This window comes from Clostridioides sp. LIBA-6622 (assembly GCF_056716095.1).
Genome location: NZ_CP196998.1, coordinates 1,860,260 through 1,878,962 on the forward strand (window position 1 = coordinate 1,860,260; position 18,703 = coordinate 1,878,962).

18 protein-coding genes, 2 riboswitches and 1 other annotated feature are annotated in these 18,703 nt (G+C 27.7%); of the genes, 16 read left to right on the forward strand and 2 right to left on the reverse strand.

The features are described from left to right. Positions 1–22: 22 nt before the first annotated feature. Together ACTG47_RS09005 and ribD are read right to left on the reverse strand one after the other, a co-directional pair. A complete protein-coding gene (locus ACTG47_RS09005; RefSeq protein WP_479926901.1) occupies positions 23–688 on the reverse strand; it encodes a riboflavin synthase in 666 nt (221 codons plus the stop codon). A gap of 32 nt (positions 689–720) precedes the next feature. Continuing rightward, complete coding sequence (ribD, locus tag ACTG47_RS09010; protein ID WP_479926902.1) at positions 721–1,833, reverse strand: bifunctional diaminohydroxyphosphoribosylaminopyrimidine deaminase/5-amino-6-(5-phosphoribosylamino)uracil reductase RibD; 1,113 nt, start codon at positions 1,831–1,833, stop codon at positions 721–723. Between the two features lie 133 nt (positions 1,834–1,966). Beyond that, positions 1,967–2,088: riboswitch (FMN riboswitch) on the reverse strand. A 187-nt stretch (positions 2,089–2,275) separates the two neighbouring features. On the opposite strand from ribD, the gene recQ reads away from it, so the two are divergent. The 16 genes from recQ (at position 2,276) to ACTG47_RS09090 (ending at position 17,885) form a co-directional block, all read left to right on the forward strand. Then, positions 2,276–4,759, forward strand: coding sequence for a DNA helicase RecQ (gene recQ, locus ACTG47_RS09015; RefSeq protein WP_479926903.1), 2,484 nt, complete (start codon positions 2,276–2,278; stop codon positions 4,757–4,759). Positions 4,760–4,848: 89 nt separating this feature from the next. Then, positions 4,849–4,960: riboswitch (TPP riboswitch) on the forward strand. A 140-nt stretch (positions 4,961–5,100) separates the two neighbouring features. Next, a complete protein-coding gene (gene thiC / locus ACTG47_RS09020) occupies positions 5,101–6,402 on the forward strand; it encodes a phosphomethylpyrimidine synthase ThiC (protein ID WP_479926904.1) in 1,302 nt (433 codons plus the stop codon). Between the two features lie 44 nt (positions 6,403–6,446). Continuing rightward, a complete protein-coding gene (gene thiS / locus ACTG47_RS09025) occupies positions 6,447–6,641 on the forward strand; it encodes a sulfur carrier protein ThiS (RefSeq protein WP_479926905.1) in 195 nt (64 codons plus the stop codon). Continuing rightward, a complete protein-coding gene (gene thiF, locus ACTG47_RS09030; RefSeq protein WP_479926906.1) occupies positions 6,634–7,437 on the forward strand; it encodes a thiamine biosynthesis protein ThiF in 804 nt (267 codons plus the stop codon). The genes thiS and thiF overlap by 8 nt, the downstream gene beginning before the upstream one ends. A gap of 62 nt (positions 7,438–7,499) precedes the next feature. Then, positions 7,500–8,270: a thiazole synthase gene (locus tag ACTG47_RS09035; RefSeq protein ID WP_169470214.1), complete on the forward strand. Its 771-nt coding sequence runs from the start codon at positions 7,500–7,502 to the stop codon at positions 8,268–8,270. Between the two features lie 16 nt (positions 8,271–8,286). Then, on the forward strand, positions 8,287–9,390 hold the full coding sequence (gene thiH / locus ACTG47_RS09040; RefSeq protein ID WP_479926907.1) for a 2-iminoacetate synthase ThiH: 1,104 nt from the start codon (positions 8,287–8,289) through the stop codon (positions 9,388–9,390). After that, positions 9,391–10,092: a thiamine phosphate synthase gene (locus tag ACTG47_RS09045; RefSeq protein ID WP_479926908.1), complete on the forward strand. Its 702-nt coding sequence runs from the start codon at positions 9,391–9,393 to the stop codon at positions 10,090–10,092. Positions 10,093–10,266: 174 nt separating this feature from the next. After that, positions 10,267–11,661, forward strand: coding sequence for a YfcC family protein (locus tag ACTG47_RS09050; RefSeq protein WP_021384495.1), 1,395 nt, complete (start codon positions 10,267–10,269; stop codon positions 11,659–11,661). 402 nt (positions 11,662–12,063) lie between these two features. Next, positions 12,064–13,431 carry a nucleotidyltransferase family protein gene (locus tag ACTG47_RS09055; protein WP_169470217.1) on the forward strand — a complete coding sequence of 456 codons (1,368 nt, stop codon included), beginning with the start codon at positions 12,064–12,066 and terminating at the stop codon, positions 13,429–13,431. Positions 13,432–13,565: 134 nt separating this feature from the next. Then, positions 13,566–14,069 carry a molybdenum cofactor guanylyltransferase gene (locus ACTG47_RS09060; RefSeq protein WP_479926909.1) on the forward strand — a complete coding sequence of 168 codons (504 nt, stop codon included), beginning with the start codon at positions 13,566–13,568 and terminating at the stop codon, positions 14,067–14,069. A 47-nt stretch (positions 14,070–14,116) separates the two neighbouring features. Then, positions 14,117–14,488, forward strand: a complete 372-nt coding sequence (locus ACTG47_RS09065; protein WP_169470218.1) for a CoA-binding protein — start codon at positions 14,117–14,119, stop codon at positions 14,486–14,488. Positions 14,489–14,629: 141 nt separating this feature from the next. Then, positions 14,630–14,968 carry a heavy metal-binding domain-containing protein gene (locus ACTG47_RS09070; RefSeq protein WP_169470219.1) on the forward strand — a complete coding sequence of 113 codons (339 nt, stop codon included), beginning with the start codon at positions 14,630–14,632 and terminating at the stop codon, positions 14,966–14,968. Positions 14,969–15,436: 468 nt separating this feature from the next. Continuing rightward, positions 15,437–15,940, forward strand: coding sequence for a MogA/MoaB family molybdenum cofactor biosynthesis protein (locus tag ACTG47_RS09075; protein WP_169470220.1), 504 nt, complete (start codon positions 15,437–15,439; stop codon positions 15,938–15,940). 46 nt (positions 15,941–15,986) lie between these two features. Then, a complete protein-coding gene (gene moaA / locus ACTG47_RS09080; RefSeq protein ID WP_479926910.1) occupies positions 15,987–16,946 on the forward strand; it encodes a GTP 3',8-cyclase MoaA in 960 nt (319 codons plus the stop codon). A gap of 3 nt (positions 16,947–16,949) precedes the next feature. Further along, positions 16,950–17,420: a cyclic pyranopterin monophosphate synthase MoaC gene (gene moaC / locus ACTG47_RS09085; protein ID WP_479926911.1), complete on the forward strand. Its 471-nt coding sequence runs from the start codon at positions 16,950–16,952 to the stop codon at positions 17,418–17,420. A 33-nt stretch (positions 17,421–17,453) separates the two neighbouring features. Continuing rightward, positions 17,454–17,885, forward strand: a complete 432-nt coding sequence (locus ACTG47_RS09090; RefSeq protein ID WP_169470223.1) for an MOSC domain-containing protein — start codon at positions 17,454–17,456, stop codon at positions 17,883–17,885. Between the two features lie 465 nt (positions 17,886–18,350). After that, positions 18,351–18,562: a binding site (T-box leader), on the forward strand. Positions 18,563–18,703 lie beyond the last annotated feature (141 nt).

Here is an 18,703-nt window from a genome sequence, read left to right on the forward strand (position 1 = left end):
GTAATTCACTCCTTTATTATTTTTAAAAACCATTTTTAAATAAAAAATCTTTATCTATATTTGATTTATAATCATTACTATTAGAATTTAATTCCTTGTAGTTATTAATCATAAAATTATTAACATACTTTCCAATTACATCACTTTCTAAATTAATAAAGTCTCCAATATTTTTTGTTAAGAGAGTAGTGTTCAATTTAGTATGAGGTATAACAGAAACTTTGAATATTTCATCATCTAAATATGATATAGTTAAACTCACACCATCAATGGCAACAGAACCTTTAAGTATCATTGATGACAAAAGTTTTTTATCTGGTCGTATGCTTACTAGAACTGCATTTTCATCTTTCTCAAATTTACAAATAGCACCTTTACCATCAACATGACCTGTTACTATATGACCTCCAAATCTTGATGAGAGGCTCATTGCTCTTTCAAGGTTTACTTTGTCATTTGCATTTAAGGAGCCTAAATTTGTAGAACGAATTGTCTCCATCATAACATCTGCTGTAAACTCATTTTTTCCTAGCTTTGAAACGGTTAGACAAACTCCATTTACAGCAATACTATCTCCAAGGTTTGTACCATCTAATATTTTGTTTGATAGTATGGTTACTTGTCCGCTTTTGCCATTAGCAGTAATTCTTCTAAGTATTCCAACTTCTTCTATTATGCCAGTAAACATTATGACCTCCTTTATATGTGTATTCATAAAATTTATTTTAAAACATCAGACTCTATCAAGACATCTCCATCTATTAAAGTCACATTATTAATTACTAGTTGTGTTGAATCCACTAGATGAGTTATTCCTTCTCCAGAAACAAATGTAGGTGCGTCTTTACCACCTATAATTTTAGGTGATAAAAATAATTTGACCTTATCAACTAAGTTGTTTCTAAATAGACTGTCATTAAGTGTGGAACCTCCTTCAACTAGTACAGAATCAATGCTTAATTCTCCTAATTTATACATTACAAATTCTAAATCAACCAAGTTATTTTTCTTAGGAGAAATTATGACTTCAACATTATTTTCTTTTAATGTTGATGATTTTTTATTGTCTTCACAACATGTGAAAACTATAGTTTTGCTAGTTTTATCTTTAACTAAATTACTATTAATTGGTAATTTTAGATTTGTATCTATTACTATTCTTGTAGGATTAGATATCTCATCTTGATTAAGTCTACAAGTTAGTAAGGGATTATCATTTAAAACTGTGTTTATACCAACCATTATGCTATGATACTTATTTCTGTATTTATGAGTTAGGTATCTTGATGACTCATTAGATATCCATTTTGATTCTAGTGATTTTGTAGCAATTTTACCATCTAGACTTACTGCTGATTTTACAATACAAAGAGGTCTTTTATTTTTTATGTAATAAAAGAATATTTCATTTAATTCTCCTGCTTCTTCTTCTAATATTCCTACAGTAACATCAATATTGTTATCTTTTAATTTTTTTACTCCATTACCACAAACAAGTGGGTTTGGGTCTAGTGTGGATATGACAACTCTTTTAATTTTATTTTGAATAATCTTATCAACACAAGGTGGTGTTTTTCCATAATGAGAGCATGGTTCTAAATTGACATAAAGAGTAGCGTCTTTTAAACTTTGTTTAGTACTGTTTATAGCATTTACTTCAGCATGATTAGAGCCGAATTTTTTGTGATATCCTTTGCCTATTATCTCACTATCTTTAACAATTACACACCCAACCAGTGGATTTGGATTTGTAAAACCTTCTCCTTTTTTAGCTAATTCAAGAGCTTTTTTCATATAGTAAATGTCTTTCTCCTTTTGATTAACAAAATTCAAGATATATACACCTCCTGTTTAATTAGATAATTTTCAAACAAAAAACCCTGAGAATTAACTCAGGGTTTAGAATAATCTACAATAAATGTTTAATGAGAATACAATAAAATAGCTCTACAAAAAAACTCATTAAACATATCTTCTTCCATCCAGACTTTACTGTCGGCTTTGGAATTTAACCAAATCAACCAAGTTTTACCTTGGCTCGCGGGCTGTACCGCCGATTGGGAATTTCACCCTACCCCGAAGATTAAGTATTAAATTTATATTTAGAATGTATCATAAATTATTTTACTTTGCAAACAATTTTTTTCAAAATATATGTTAATATATAATATAGAACATCTATAAACTTTGGAATACTGCGATTGTGAATATAAAAATAAAAATTTGAACATAATCAGGAAAGAGGTCTAATTAATTTAAATTAGGAGAGAAATATATGAATGAAAAACTTTTAGAAATATTATCAAAATACTATGGATATACAAGTTTTAGAAAAGGTCAAGAATCTATAATAAATTCTATTTTGAGCGAGAAAGACGTATTAGCTATAATGCCAACTGGAGGTGGTAAATCAATATGTTATCAACTTCCAGCGTTGATATTGGATGGAATGACAATAGTAATTTCTCCACTTATATCTCTTATGAAAGACCAAGTAGATGCTTTAAAGGCTATGGGAATTAATGCTGCATTTATAAATAGTTCACTGAGTAGCAAAGAATTTAATGAGATATTAAGTAATATTAGAAAACATAATTATAAAATACTCTATATTGCTCCAGAGAGATTAGATGCGCATGAGTTTATTGAACTAATAAACAATAATAACATAAGCCAAATTGCAATAGATGAGGCACATTGCGTGTCTCAATGGGGACATGATTTTAGATTGAGTTATAGAAGGATTTCTGATTTTATAAAGAATTTACCTAAAAGACCTATAATTACAGCATTTACAGCAACCGCTTCAGAAGAGGTACGAGCTGATATAATAAATTTATTGTGTCTAGAAAATCCAGACTGTTATATAACTGGTTTTGATAGAGAAAACTTATCAATAAATATAGTAAAATCATCTAGTAAAAATAAATATATTTTAGATTATATTAAAAATCATAAAAATGAGTCTGGAATTATATATGTTGCAACTAGAAAGGAAGTCGAAAATATACATAATGGATTATCTAAAAGAAATATATCTGTGTCAAAATATCATGCAGGTTTATCTAAAAATGAAAGAAGTAAAAATCAAGAAGACTTTATAAATGATGATGTAGATATAATGGTAGCAACAAACGCATTTGGAATGGGTATTGATAAACCTAATATAAGATGGGTTATACACTACAACATGCCTCAAAGTATAGAAAATTACTATCAAGAAATAGGTAGGGCTGGTAGGGATGGAGAAAAAAGTGAATGTGTGCTTTTATTTTCTCCAGGAGATGTACATATACAAAAATATTTAATCGATATTGGAGTTGAGAATCCTGAAAGAAAGCTGTTTCAACATAAAAAACTTCAATATATGATTGATTTAGCTTACAGTAATTCATGTTATAGGAGGACAATACTTAATTACTTTGGAGAAAACTATATAGAAGATTGTAATAATTGTAGTAACTGTTTAGTAGAAGGTGAAATAGTAGATAAGACTATAGATGCTCAAAAAGTTATTTCATGTGTAGCTAGAATGAAAAGAAGTTATGGTGTTACTACTATTGTAGATGTACTTAGAGGGTCTAAGAATAAAAAAATTTTACAACTTGGATTGAATACCTTATCTACATATAATATTATGAGAGATTATTCTAGTGAAGATTTAAAGAACTTTATAAATACATTGGTCTCCCATGGTTTCTTAGATTTAGTTGAGACTTTAGGTAATGGAAATAGAGGAAGTTTTCCAACAATAAGATTGAATGATATGTCTATGAACGTTTTAAAAGGTCAAGTAAAAGTGGAATTTAAAGAAATCGTAATGACAAAATCATTAGAGATAGAAGATGAGTTATATAGTGCTTTAAGAGAACTTAGACACTCAATAGCAAGTGAAGAAAGAATAGCTCCATATATGGTATTTGGAGATGGAACACTTAGAGCTATGTCTAGTAGTTATCCAGTCAATAAAGAAGAAATGTTAGATATATCTGGAGTAGGGGAAATTAAATATCAAAAATACGGTAGAGATTTTGAAACAGTAATTAAAGAATATGTCGAAAAAAACAACATAAATAAAAAGGATGAAGAAAAAAATGTCGATTTAGAGAATGTTAATAGTGAGTTTCTTGAGGTTAATTCAGACAAAGTTTTATACGAAAAACTATTAAGCATTAGAAGCAAATATGCAACAAAAGAAAAATTACCTCCATATATGATTTTATCCAATAAGGCTTTGAAAGAAATAAGTGGAAGATATCCAATTGATGAAGAACAGTTGAAAGATATTTCAGGTATAGGTGGGGTAAAAATTGAAAAGTATGGAATTAGTGTCTTGGATGAAGTTAAACAATATGTAAAAGAAAATGATATTAATGCTATCTGGGAGAAAAAAGGTAAAAGGAAGCTAATACTAGATGGAGAAAGTAGAAAAAATAATGAAATAGCATTAGATTTATTAAATCAAGGCAAGGATATACAAAGCATCAGCCAAGAACTAGAAGTTTCCTTATCAACTATTATTGGATATGTCCATGATTATGTAAAGGATGGACATAGCATATCATTTGAGTTAGAATTAGAAAATTTTTATAATGAAGATGAAAAACAAATGATTTTAGACGCTTGTGAAAAAGTAGGCTATGATAATTTAAATAACATAAAAAGAAAGCTTCCAGATTCAATAAAGTACGAAAACATAAGAGCTGTGATGCTTGACTCTTATCTTAAAAAACTAAAAAATGATATTATATCAGAGTAATTTTTAACATATTCAAAAATAAAATTTGTATTATTGTGTTGAACTAATATTTTTGCTGTGTTATACTGAATTTGTAAAAATAATGAAAAATTTAGAGCTAGGGGCGCTAGAATTGGCTAGCTGAGAGATAAAGCCGTAACTTACAAACCCTAATAACCTGATCAAGATAATGCTTGCGAAGGGAAGCTTTTAATATAATTTTGTTACATAAATAGATAAATTATTTAATGTTAGGGGAAATTTGTCTAAGTGTATATATGATTATAAGAGTGCTTTCCAAACAAGGAAAAGCACTTTTTTTATTTTCAAAAACTATAACTTTAATCTTGGAGGATTGTAATATGAATTATACAACACAAATGGATGCTGCTAGAAAAGGCATAATAACTAAAGAAATGGAAATCGTTTCTCAAAAAGAGCAAGTAGATGTAAATGAACTAAGAGAATTAATAGCAAATGGACAAGTTGTTATACCTGCTAATAAAAATCATAACTCTTTAAGTGCAGAAGGTGTAGGTAAAAATTTAAGAACAAAAATAAATGTAAATCTAGGAATTTCAAGAGATTGTAAGAATATAGAAAAAGAACTTGAAAAAGTTAAAGTAGCGATAGACATGAAAGCTGAAGCTATAATGGATTTAAGCAACTATGGTAAAACTAGAGAATTTAGAGAAAAAGTAGTTGAAATGTCACCTGCAATGATAGGTTCAGTACCTATGTATGATGCAGTGGGATATTTAGAAAAAGAATTAAAAGATATAACAGAAGAAGAATTTTTAAATGTAATAAAACAGCATGCTATTGATGGAGTGGATTTTATTACTATACATGCAGGTCTTACAAGAAGTGTTTGTCAAAAAATAAAAAATCATGAAAGATTGACTCATATAGTATCTCGTGGAGGTTCTCTATTATTTGCATGGATGGAATTAAATAATAAGGAAAATCCTATTTATACTAATTTTGATAAAATATTGGATATATGTGAGGAATACGATGTTACATTGAGCTTAGGAGATGCTTGTAGACCTGGTTGTATAAAAGATTCTACTGATGGTGTTCAAATTCAGGAGCTTGTAGTACTAGGTGAGCTTACTAAAAGAGCATGGGAGAGAAATGTACAAGTAATGATAGAAGGACCTGGTCATATGGCTATTGATGAAATAGAAGCAAATGTAGTATTAGAAAAAAGATTATGTCATGGAGCACCTTTTTATGTTCTTGGACCATTAGTCACAGATATAGCACCAGGTTATGACCATATAACAAGTGCAATAGGAGGAGCTTTGGCATGTGCTAAAGGAGTAGACTTTTTATGTTATGTAACTCCAGCAGAGCACTTAAGATTACCTAATTTAGATGACATGAAAGAAGGTATAATAGCTGCGAAAATAGCTGCTCATGCAGGAGACATAGCTAAAAATGTTAAAGGTGCTCGTGAATGGGATAATAAGATGAGTAAAGCCAGAGCTGATTTAGATTGGTGTGAGATGTTTAGACTTGCAATAGACCCTGAAAAAGCTAAGAGATATAGAGATGAATCAACTCCTACTCATGAAGATAGCTGTACTATGTGCGGAAAAATGTGTTCAATGAGAACAGTTAAAAAAATATTAAACAATGAGGAACTTAATTTAATATAATTTGTGATTAGAATAAAGTAAATTTAACAAGAGGAGGTGATTTAGTGAAGGTTAATGGTAAAGACATTGAATTTAAAGAAGATTTGACTATAATAGATTTACTAAATAAATATAATTTAAAGAGCGATAGAGTTGTAGTTGAAGTAAATTTAGAAATAATTGAAGAATCTAACTACAGTACATATATATTGAAAGATGAAGACATTATAGAACTTATTAGCTTTATTGGAGGTGGTTAAAATAAAAATATTTGTAAATGAATTATTAACAGATGTTGAAGAGAATACAACTGCCTACAAAGTTAGAGATGGTTACAATCATAAATGTGATGTACTAGTGTTAAATGGATATCCCATTAAAACAGATATTCCCCTTTGTGAGAATGATAAATTAACACTTATACAAAAGGGAGTAAAGCCTTCATTTGATGAGTTGGAAAGCTTGTTGATTGCTAGGCATACTCCAAATATACACAATAAGTTAAAAAAAGGGAAGGTTGCTATATTGGGCTTAGGGGGGCTTGGGTCCAATATAGCTATCTCTTTAGCAAGAATTGGAGTAGGAGAACTTTTACTTATAGACTATGATGTTGTAGAACCATCCAATTTAAATAGACAGCAGTATTTTATAGATGATATTGGAAAATTAAAAACTGATGCTATGATAGAAAATATAAAAAAAATAAATCCTTTTATAAAACTAAAGAAACGAGATGTTTTTTTAAATAAACATAATATGGATGCTATTAAAAATTCAGATTTGATAATTGAAGCCTTTGATGATGCTTCATGTAAGGCACAGGTTTGTAATTATGTACTAATAAATTTAAAAGATAAATATCTAATAGCATCATCAGGTATGGCAGGCTACTATGATTCAAATATAATAACTACTAAGAAGATAAAAGACAAGTTTTATATATGTGGTGATTTTGTAAATGAAGCTAAAATTGGTGAAGGTCTAATGGCTCCAAGGGTAGCTATCTGTGCAAATCACATGGCAAATTTGGCAACACAAATACTTATAGATATGTAAAGACTAAAATTAAATGATAAAAAGATTGAATATTAAAAAAATTATATATGGAGGGAAATAATATGGATAAATTGGTACTTGGTGGACATGAATTTAATAGCAGATTGTTGGTGGGGACAGGCAAATATGGTTCAAATAATATATTGCCTGAAGTAATAAAAGAAAGTGGCAGCGAGATAATAACAATGGCACTTAGAAGAGTGGATTTAGATAATAAACAAGAAAATATATTAACATATATTCCAAAAGAAATGACAATACTTCCAAATACATCAGGAGCCACTAATGCAGAAGAAGCAGTAAGAATAGCTAGAATATCTAGAAAAATGGGTTGTGGAGATTTTATAAAAATAGAAGTAATATCAGATACTAGATATTTACTTCCTGATAATGAAGAAACTATAAAAGCGACAAAGATACTTGCAGATGAAGGATTTATAGTTCTTCCATATATGACACCAGACCTTTATGCTGGAAGAAGACTTATAGAAGCTAATGCAGCAGCAGTTATGCCTCTTGGAGCTCCAATTGGTTCAAATAGAGGTCTTCAAATGAAAGAAATGATAAGAATAATGATAGATGAATTAGATATACCAATAATAGTGGATGCAGGTATTGGTAAACCATCTCAAGCTATGGAAGCTATGGAAATGGGAGCCGATGCTGTACTTGTTAACACTGCAATAGCTTCAGCAGGAAATCCTGTAAAGATGGCTAGAGCATTCAAACTAGCTGTAGAGGGTGGAAGAGAAGCATATCTCGCAAAAACAGGAAGTGTATCAGAATTTGCAAATGCATCTTCTCCTTTAACAGGTTTTTTAGGCAATTTATAGAAAGTGGTGATTGGTGATGAGTTTTTATGATGTAATAGAAAAATATAGAGATTTTGATTTTGATGGATATTTAAATAATGTTACTGATAATGATGTTTTAAGAAGTCTATCAAAGGACAAGCTTGAAGATTTTGATATATTAAATTTGCTTTCTAAAACGGCTGTAAAACATTTAGAAGCGATGGCACAGAGAGCACACAAATTAAGCGTTCAATATTTTGGAAAAACAGTATGTTTATATACACCAATGTATATAGCAAATTACTGTGTTAATCAATGTGTTTACTGTAGTTATAATATAAAAAGTGGAATAAAAAGAAAAAAATTAACTATGGATGAAATTAGAGAAGAGGGAAATGTAATTTCAAGAGAAGGTTTTAAACATTTACTTGTTTTGACTGGAGAAAGTAGTTTTCATTCAAGTGTGGAATATATAGGCGAAGCTATAGAAATACTAAGAGAGAAATTTCCATCTATAGGTATAGAAGTCTATCCAATGGAAGTAGAAGAATATAAGTATATTGTAGATAAAGGTGTTGAAGGTTTAACAGTATATCAGGAAACTTATGACGAGGAAATATACAAAAAAGTGCATGTAAAAGGTCCAAAAGCAAATTATAAATTTAGGTTAGATGCTCCTGAAAGAGGGGCGAAAGCAGGGATGAGAACTTTATCAATAGGTGCACTTTTAGGGCTGAATGATTTTAGAAAAGAAACTTTTTTTACAATATTGCATGGGAAATATTTAAAAACAAAATATCCTCATATTGAGCTTTCATATTCAACACCAAGAATGAGACCTTTTAAAGGTTGTTTTGAAGAATTAGTAGATATAAGTGATACTGATTTGGTTCAAGCTATGATATGTATGAGATTGTTTGACCCACATGCGGCAATAAATATATCAACTAGGGAAAATTTGGAAATGAGAAGTCATATAATACCTTTAGGAGTAACTAAATTGAGTGCAGGTGTATCCACTGATGTAGGAGGACATTCTCAGGACGAGCATGATACTGCTCAATTTAAGATAAATGATGAGAGCACTGTTGCAGATGTAGAGAAGATGTTAAACTCAATTGGATATCAACATGTATTTAAAGATTGGGAAAGATTTTAGATGTATTTGATAACAAATAGAAAATTATTATGTAGTGAAGAAAAGTATTTAGATGTTATTAAAGAGTCTATATTGAGTGGTATAAAAAACATTATAATAAGAGAAAAAGATTTAGAATATGAAGAACTAAATAAATTATATATGAAAATAAAAACCAAAATCAATTGTATAGATTTTCAAGAACAAATATCGAATGAAAGATTTAAGATTAATACAAATCAGAAAGAAAGTAGTAATAAACTTAATGTTAACTTTATAATAAATAGTAATATTGAATTTTTTGAAAAAACAGATTGCCAAGGGATTCATCTTCCTTTTAGAGTATTCTTGGATTTACTTGAAAATAATTACAGTTTTAATAAAGAGAAGGTATTAGGATTATCTTTGCATCAGATAGAAGAAGTAGAATATTTAGAAAAATTGATAAGAAATAAAAATATAAAAATAGATTACATAACCTTATCACATATATATGAAACTAAGTGTAAAGAAGGTTTATATCCAAAAGGGATTGAACTTTTAAAAGAAGCCAAGAAGATTACTGATATTAAGATAGTTGCACTAGGAGGAATTTTACCATCTAATGTCAAAGAAACATTAAAATATTGTGATGATTTTGCTGTAATGTCAACTATAATGAAATCTAAAGATATTAAAAAAACAATCTCAAATTATAATGAAAAAGTTGAATTATTAAAATAGTATATGGAATCCTTAATTAAAAAAATAAAAAAGTTATCTTTTAAAATTTAAAAGATAACTTTTTTATTTTATATCTTTGCTAATAAAAAATTGTAAAAAGGGAAAACTTTAGTCAGAGAGATTAAACAATATCCTAAAAGATTTAAAATTTAGTAAAGTATGGAGGACATTATAATGACTGACAGTAAAAAGAAACGATTTATTATACCACACACTTTTACAATAATATTTTTACTAATAGTCTTAATGGCAATATTAACTTGGATAGTACCAAGTGGTGAATTTAGTAGAGAAGATGTAGAAGGCAGAATGGTAGTTGTACCAGGAACTTACCAAAGTGTAGAAAGTAATCCTCAAGGGTTTGCAGATGTTTTTAAAGCACCGATAGAAGGTTTTATTGATTCAGCAGAAGTTGTAGGATTTGTCTTAATAGTTGGAGGTGCTTTTGGTATTGTAAATAGAACTGGGGCTATAGAAGCAGGAATAGCATCAGTTATATCTAAGTTTAAAGGAAAAGAACTTCTTATAATTCCAATATCAATGATTTTATTTGGTCTTGGAGGTACTACATTTGGGATGGCAGAAGAGACATTACCATTTTATATGATATTTGTTCCGCTTATGACATCCTTGGGATATGATTCTCTAACCGCCATAGCAATTGTGTTTATAGGAGCAGCAGCAGGAGCTGCAGCTTCAACAATAAATCCATTCTCGGTTGGTATTGCACAGGCATTGGCTCAACTTGCTCCAGGTTCAGGAGTAGCATATAGAGTAGTTATTTTTATAGCTTATATATTAATAAGTATAGCATTTGTCATGTATTATGCTAAGAAAGTTAAAGAAAATCCTGAAAGTTCAATAGTATATGAAATAGATAAAAATAATAAGTCAATACTTAATCAAACTTCAACAGAAATAAAAGAATTTACTTTTAAAGAAGTATCTGTTCTTGCTATCTTTGGAATAGGTATGGCAATAATGATTTGGGGTGTCTTAAGTCAAGGATGGTATATTCCAGAAATATCAATGTGTTTTGCTGCTATAGGTGTACTTTCTGGCTTGGTTGGTAGATTATCTCAAATTGAAATTTCAGAAAGTTTTATAGATGGAGCTAAAGATTTAGCATCAGCCGCTCTTGCCATAGCATTAGCTCGTGGAATCGTAATAATTGCTCAAAATGGATTTATAATAGATACTATATTAAATTCCGCAGCAGCTTTTTTAGGCGGTCTTCCAAAAGTTATATTTGTATATTTATCTTTCTTCTTGGAAGCTGCATTGGCATTTTTAATTCCATCATCTTCAGGTCTTGCTTCACTTACAGTACCTGTACTTGCTCCTCTTGGTGATTTGGTTAATATATCTGCTCAGGTAATAGTAACTGCTTACCAATTTGGGGTTGGTCTTACAAACTTTATAACTCCAACTTCAGGAGTATTGATGGGAGCACTTGCAGTAGCTCATATTCCTTTTTCAAAATGGGTGAGATTTATAATGCCTATATTGTTGATTTTGACAGCTGTATCTCTAGTTTTTTTAACAATAGGTATATATATAGGATTTTAATTAAAAATAATTTAGTTTAATATATTTAGAGATTATGTAAAATACTCAAAAACAAAATATCCCAAAGTATGATTTTCAATAAATTGCCACTAAAAATAATTTAGTGGCAATTTATTTTTTATATAATAAATGACAAAATATCCTAGTAAGCTTATATTTTCTACTTCAATCTCTTAAATTGTATACATTTAATCTATTTACTCTTATTTTATATATCAAATAAGCTAAATAAAATTAAATTAAAAGTCAAAAAATTAAATAAGTTAATTCTAATTTGAAATATATATGAAGGTTTTTGGAGAATACTTACTTATAGTAGGAAAAAATGTTAAAATAAGAGTGTAATCAAATATAAAGAACTGAAATAGCTAACAGTTATTAAATATAGGAGTGTAAAAATTTATGGGATTAAAAGAATTTGATTTTATTGAAGAGTCTATTGATATGTTGAGGACAATGTCTCCAACATTAGAAACTATATCAGATGAAATAGAAGAGTATTTTGAAAATATCTTGGATGAAAAGAATCAAGAATATATAAATGTAACCTCTCGAATAAAATCAGAATCAAGTTTAAGGGAAAAGATAATTAGAAATAGATATTTGAAAAAATATGGGGAAGCAAGTAATCTTATTCACAATGTTTCTGACCTAATAGGTTTGAGAATTGAATGTAGATTTATTGAGGATGAAAACAAAATATATAGACTTCTAAGAAGATATTTTAATAAAACAGATGACAAAATAAACTATTATAATAAAGAGAATAAGAACATTAAATTAAAATTGTCTGAAAGGCAACCTAATAAACAAAAAAATGGATTTGAAATATATAAAATAGATGGAGTTTTTGCATATTTAGATAGAGAAGTAAAATTTGAGCTTCAAATTAAATCTCTTGTAAATGTGTTTTGGAGTGAAATTGAACATAAAATAATTTATAAAAATAACACATATTTACTTGCTGATAAATTTATAAAGGATATGATGGACTCTATAAAGAATAATCTTACTATGATTGATAATCAGCTTTTAAGCATTTACAAAAACTTTCATTCAGGAAAGTCTTTTAATATGAAAGTAAGTAAAAAAGAAATTGAAAAACTATTTGCGAAATTAGTATACGATGCTTTTTCTGAAAAAATGAACAAAAGTATAGGTTTCGTTGTGGATTTTAAAAAACCATGTGAGACTATATTGAGTTATTCTTTTAATAAACAGGATATAAGTGATGAGGTTTTAGGTAATTTTATGCTTGATGAATTTGCAAGATTAAATGAGATTGTAAATAAAGACATAGATTTTAACGAGCAAATAGAATTTGAAAGAGAACCGACATTTGATGATAAATTTTGTAAAGACCTAGGAAATCACTTTAGAAGTAGATTAAATACGGAATTTCCATGGAATCTATTTTTTAGAATATTATTTGAAATAGAGCCATGTAACAATACAGAAGACTTTGAAAACTTTGTGGAGTTTATAAAAGAAAATGTACTACTTGAAGAAAATAGAGAACAACTTTTATGTCAATTTGAAGAAAATAGTCAATTTATAATTGAAGATATGTATGAATGTATATTCAATAGCATAAGTGAAGTTGATAGTGTTGAAATTTTGTATAACTACAATCTTGAAAAAATAAACTTTACATCAAGTGAAATTATAAATTGTATATGTAGAGAATATGAATGCTATAGTGAATATTTAGAAGAAAAAGAAAAGCTTATGAATGCATTTAAAGAAAAAATTATTCAAATATTTGAGTAATCAATCAATGTTAAAATGGCGCTAATGCGCCATTTTTCAAATACGCATAAATATAAATTTAGAAAGTATTTTATGAGGAGGAGATTTGTATAGAGAAAACAGGTGTAATTTTAGCAGGTGGAAAAAATTCTAGAATGGGAAGAGATAAAGCTTTTCTAGAATTAGATGAGAAGCCTTTTATTGAAATTGCAATAGAAGTATTTAAAAATTTTGATGAAGTAATAATAATATCTAATAATGAAGAATTATATTCTAAATATGATATTAAAGTTTATAATGATATAATAAAAAATGTTGGTCCAATTGGAGGAATATATACTGCTCTTGAATATGCAAAGTATGACATAGTTATAGTTGCATGTGATATGCCATATCTAAATAGTGAAACAGTAGAAAGAATAGCTAATGAAATGGATGATAAAAGTGTGATTTCAGTGACAAATGGTAAGTTACAACCATTGTGTTCTGGGTATAAAAAGAGTATAATAAATAAGGTATCCTTATGTATAGAGGGAAAGGATTTAAAGCTCAGAAGCCTTATAGACAAAATAGATAAAAGCTATATATACTTTGATGATGAAAATTTATTTTTAAATGTAAATACTGTTAATGAGTACAAAAAATTAACTGGAGTTTAATTAGCTATGGTTATAAAATAGAGTAGGATTTATATGGAGGAGAGTTTATGAATTTACTTAAATGCGATTCTTGGGCAGTAATATTAAATAATAGCGATGAAGGAAGTAAAGCATATAAAATATTAGATGAACTTAAAAAGAATATGTACAAAGTTGTTGCTATAGATGAAGAAAAGAAACCTATTGAAGGTATAGATGTGTATGAGTGTTTAAAAGATGTACCACACAATATTGATGTTGTGGCCATTATTGATAAACAATCTAAGATGGATGTAATTTTAGAAGAAGTAGAACTTTTAGATATACAAAACATATGGTTTGAAAAAGGAAGCTTTAGTGAAATGATGATTAAAAAGATTAAAGATTTAAAATTGAATGTAGAATATAATTTAAACTTACATGATGAGTTAACTAAATAATAAGAGATATAAGTAGTTAACCAAACAAATTATTTTATAGTATAGATTAATTAATGAAACATTAAGTTACAATATTTGCTAAAAAAGTTATAAGTTACATGATATAATATATTAAATAAGATATAAAGGAGTTGATATATTATGTTAATAGTTACTACAGAAAAAGTCGAAGGCAAAAAAATATCAGAAGTTCTAGGACTAGTTAGAGGCAGTACAATAAGAGCAAAACATGTTGGGAAAGATATAGGAGCAAGCTTTAAAAATCTTGTTGGAGGAGAGCTTACAGGATATAATGAAATGCTTACTGAAGCAAGACAAATTGCTATAGGTAGAATGGTTGAAGATGCAGAAGCAAAAGGTGCAAATGCAATAATAGCATTTAGACTATCTTCAGCTTCAGTTATGCAAGGTGCAGCAGAAATGCTTGCTTATGGAACAGCAGTTATTTTAGAAGATGATAAGAATGAATTTGAAAAATAAGATATAAATAGTTAAAAAGAGGCATCTTTTAAAAATTTTATGGATGTCTTTTTTTATTTGAAAAAATTAATATAAGAAAGAATTTTAATCGTTAAGATAATAAAATGGGATGATGTTATATAAATAAATAAAATTATATTATATAATATATGGTGTAGACTTAAAAAAATTTATTAGTAGAAAAAATATGGACAATGTTATAATAGTTATAGAAATTTAAAATAGTTGTACATTTGTTAAATAGATTACATATATACTGGTTTTATATTTGGAATAGTTATAAGTTAATATTTTTTATTTTGTGAACGTTGGAATAATAAAAATGTATGTACTATTAAGTTATATGATAAGAAATGTAGATATAATATGTTATATTGTTGAGAAAAATGGAAATAACATAGAATGAGCTTTATTAAATGATGTTTTTATTTATAAGGGTTTAGTTAATGTATAAAGGGGTGAAATTATATGTTTAATGTCGCAATTATAACACTTAGCGATAAAGGATATGAAGGAAAAAGAGAAGATATAACAGGGAAAAAACTAACTGAATTTGTTGAAAATACAGGAGATTATAAAGTTATTGAATATGTATTGATTAAAGATGATAAGGAAATGTTAAAGGAAAATATTATAAAACTTTGTGATAGTAATAAAATAGATTTAATTCTTACTAATGGTGGAACTGGTTTTTCAAAAAGAGATATAACTCCAGAAGCAACTAAGGAGATATTAGAAAAAGAGATACCTGGTCTGAGTGAATATATGCGAATGAAATCTACAGAAATCACCAAAAAAGCTATATTAAGTAGAGGTGTAAGTGGAATAAGAAATAATTCTATAATAATAAATTTACCTGGAAGTCCCAAAGGTGCAGTTGAAAATTTAAGTTTTATAATTGATGTTTTAGACCATGGCATAGAAATTTTAAGAGGAGAAGCTACAGAATGTGCCACTAAAAAAAGTAAATAGTATATAATCTAGATAGATAAAAAATAGACAAAGAGGTAGATAGAGTATGATTGATAATTATGGAAGAAAAATAGACTACCTACGTATTTCACTTACAGATAAGTGTAATTTAAGGTGTGTCTATTGTATGCCACCAGATGTAAAATTTGATAAAAATTATATAAATGAAAATCTAAGTTTTGAAGATTATAAATTCATTATAAAGGCTATGTCAGAACAAGGAATAACCAAGGTTAGATTTACTGGGGGAGAGCCTCTTTTATATCCTAAATTGAATGAGCTTATAAAATTTACAAAAGAAGAATGTGGAATAAATAATATTGGAATGACAACTAATGCTATTGGACTTTCTGATAGAATATCTGAGCTTGAAAAATGTGGTTTAAATAAAGTTAATATAAGTTTAGACTCTTTGAAAGAATATAAGTATAAATCTGTAACAAGAGGCGGAAATCTAAAAGATGTCTTAAAATCGATTGAATCTTGTTTAAATTTAGGGATAAAAGTAAAATTAAACTGTGTTGCTATAAGTGGATTCAATGATGATGAGCTTAAAGATTTTATGTTTTTAACTGTTAAATCACCAATTGATGTAAGATTTATAGAGCTTATGCCATTAGGTGAAGCTAATAGAGTTTATAAAAAGGGTTATTTTAATATAAAAGAAATGGTTGAAAAAATATATGGACTATATAAAGTTAAAAATGAAGAAAAAAGTACAGCAGAATATTATATGTTTAAGGGAGCTAAAGGAAGAATAGGAATTATAACTCCATTAAGTTGTTCATTTTGCAATACATGTAATCGTATTAGACTTACTTCTAGCGGTGCGATAAAATTGTGTCTACATTCAAAGGAAGAAATAGATATAAAACCATTTTTACATAAACCATTGTTATTTAGGGAATCAATGAAAGATATAATAAAACAGAAGCCAGAAAAGCATCATTTAATAGAAAATAAATGTAGTGATACAAATAGACGTATGTATGAAATTGGAGGATAAGTAATGTTAACGCATATAAATGAAAAAGGGTATGCCAAGATGGTAGATATAAGTGAGAAAGATGATACTAAAAGAACTGCTATAGCAACAGCTACAATTACTCTTAGTAGAGAAGCTTTAGATAAAGTAAAAAATGGTCAGATAAAAAAAGGAGATGTACTATCTGTAGCTCAGGTTGCAGGTATAATGGGAGCTAAAAATACATCTTCAAATATACCAATGTGCCATCAGATAAAATTAGTAGGTTGTGACTTGGAGTTTGATATAGATGACTCTGCATCTGCTATTAGGATATATGCAACTTGCAAATCTCTAGGAAAGACTGGAGTGGAAATGGAAGCTTTAAGTGCATGTTCTTTAGCAGCTCTTACAATTTATGATATGTGTAAAGCAGTTGATAAAAAAATGGTTATAAATAATATACATCTTGTAGAGAAAAATGGTGGAAAATCGGGAGACTTTAAGTTTGAGTAATTAATAATATATGGGTGAAAATTTGGAGGAAATATGGCTAAGGTAGTATCAATAAATATAAGTGAAAAAAAGGGTGTAATTAAAGTTCCTGTACAATGTGCAGAATTAAAAATAAATCATGGAATAGTTGGAGATGCACATGCAGGAAATTGGCATCGTCAAATAAGCTTACTTGGAAAAGAAAGCATAGATAAAATGAAGATGAAAGGTTTTGACCAATTAAAATATGGAGATTTTGCTGAGAATATAACTACAGAAGGAATAGAAGTATTTTCTTTACCTGTTGGGACAAAACTAAGAATTGGTAAATGTGAAGTTGAGGTGACTCAAATTGGTAAAAAGTGTCATAACGGATGTGAAATTAAGAAATTAACTGGAGACTGTGTAATGCCACGAGAAGGAATTTTTGTGAAGGTTCTAAAAGAAGGAATTATACATGTAGATGATTCAATAGATATAATCTAGTAAAATTACTATTAAAATATAATGATATATATGATATATGATTTAATGAAAAGACTATTTAATATGTAAGTATATATTTTAAAATATAATGATTAATTTTATAAAAACATTAATTAAATATTTTATTGGTAAATTAAAATATTAATTGTATTAAGCTATGAATGTAAAATCATAGCTTTTTAATTTTTAATTTTTAAGATGCAATATTTTGTTTATATATTTAGAATTGTATTTTATATAAAAATTAATTGTTTTATACTGATTGATTATGTTGTAAATTTATAAATAATAAAGTATAAATAATATAAATTTTGATGAAATTTAAAAAAATACATTATATAAATATAGTAATAATATAAAAATTTACATATAAAACTAAAAAATACAAGTAATTTACTTTTTGAGTTGACAAAATATTGCATATATATTATTATATAAATCATAAATTAACTATAAATAAATATTATAGATTCGTAGAAGAAGAAAGTAGCATAAAGGAATTTTACAGAGAATTAGATTTGGCTGAGAACTAATATTGGAATTTGTGTGAAGAGGACTTTGGAGAATACTATTATAATCCTGTTATGATAGTGGTTTAATTCGCCTTAAGAAAATGAGTGAGTAAGATTAATTTTTACTAATAAGAGTGGTAACACGGATTTATATTCGTCTCTTGGATTTTTCCAAGAGGCGTTTTTTATTATAGAGTTATTTCAGAAAATTTAAAACTATATATTAAATGAAAAGTATAAATATATGATAGTTAATAAATTTATAAATTAGAAAATTGTAAAATATACTAGATTCAGTAACTTTAC

Coding starts and splice junctions, on each gene's coding strand:
- ACTG47_RS09005 (WP_479926901.1), bottom strand. CDS start 688: ATGTTTACTGGCATAATAGAAGAAGTTGGAATACTTAGAAGAATTACT.
- recQ (WP_479926903.1), top strand. CDS start 2,276: ATGAATGAAAAACTTTTAGAAATATTATCAAAATACTATGGATATACA.
- thiC (WP_479926904.1), top strand. CDS start 5,101: ATGAATTATACAACACAAATGGATGCTGCTAGAAAAGGCATAATAACT.
- ACTG47_RS09035 (WP_169470214.1), top strand. CDS start 7,500: ATGGATAAATTGGTACTTGGTGGACATGAATTTAATAGCAGATTGTTG.
- thiH (WP_479926907.1), top strand. CDS start 8,287: ATGAGTTTTTATGATGTAATAGAAAAATATAGAGATTTTGATTTTGAT.
- ACTG47_RS09045 (WP_479926908.1), top strand. CDS start 9,391: ATGTATTTGATAACAAATAGAAAATTATTATGTAGTGAAGAAAAGTAT.
- ACTG47_RS09050 (WP_021384495.1), top strand. CDS start 10,267: ATGACTGACAGTAAAAAGAAACGATTTATTATACCACACACTTTTACA.
- ACTG47_RS09055 (WP_169470217.1), top strand. CDS start 12,064: ATGGGATTAAAAGAATTTGATTTTATTGAAGAGTCTATTGATATGTTG.
- ACTG47_RS09060 (WP_479926909.1), top strand. CDS start 13,566: ATGGGAAGAGATAAAGCTTTTCTAGAATTAGATGAGAAGCCTTTTATT.
- ACTG47_RS09065 (WP_169470218.1), top strand. CDS start 14,117: ATGAATTTACTTAAATGCGATTCTTGGGCAGTAATATTAAATAATAGC.
- ACTG47_RS09070 (WP_169470219.1), top strand. CDS start 14,630: ATGTTAATAGTTACTACAGAAAAAGTCGAAGGCAAAAAAATATCAGAA.
- ACTG47_RS09075 (WP_169470220.1), top strand. CDS start 15,437: ATGTTTAATGTCGCAATTATAACACTTAGCGATAAAGGATATGAAGGA.
- moaA (WP_479926910.1), top strand. CDS start 15,987: ATGATTGATAATTATGGAAGAAAAATAGACTACCTACGTATTTCACTT.
- moaC (WP_479926911.1), top strand. CDS start 16,950: ATGTTAACGCATATAAATGAAAAAGGGTATGCCAAGATGGTAGATATA.
- ACTG47_RS09090 (WP_169470223.1), top strand. CDS start 17,454: ATGGCTAAGGTAGTATCAATAAATATAAGTGAAAAAAAGGGTGTAATT.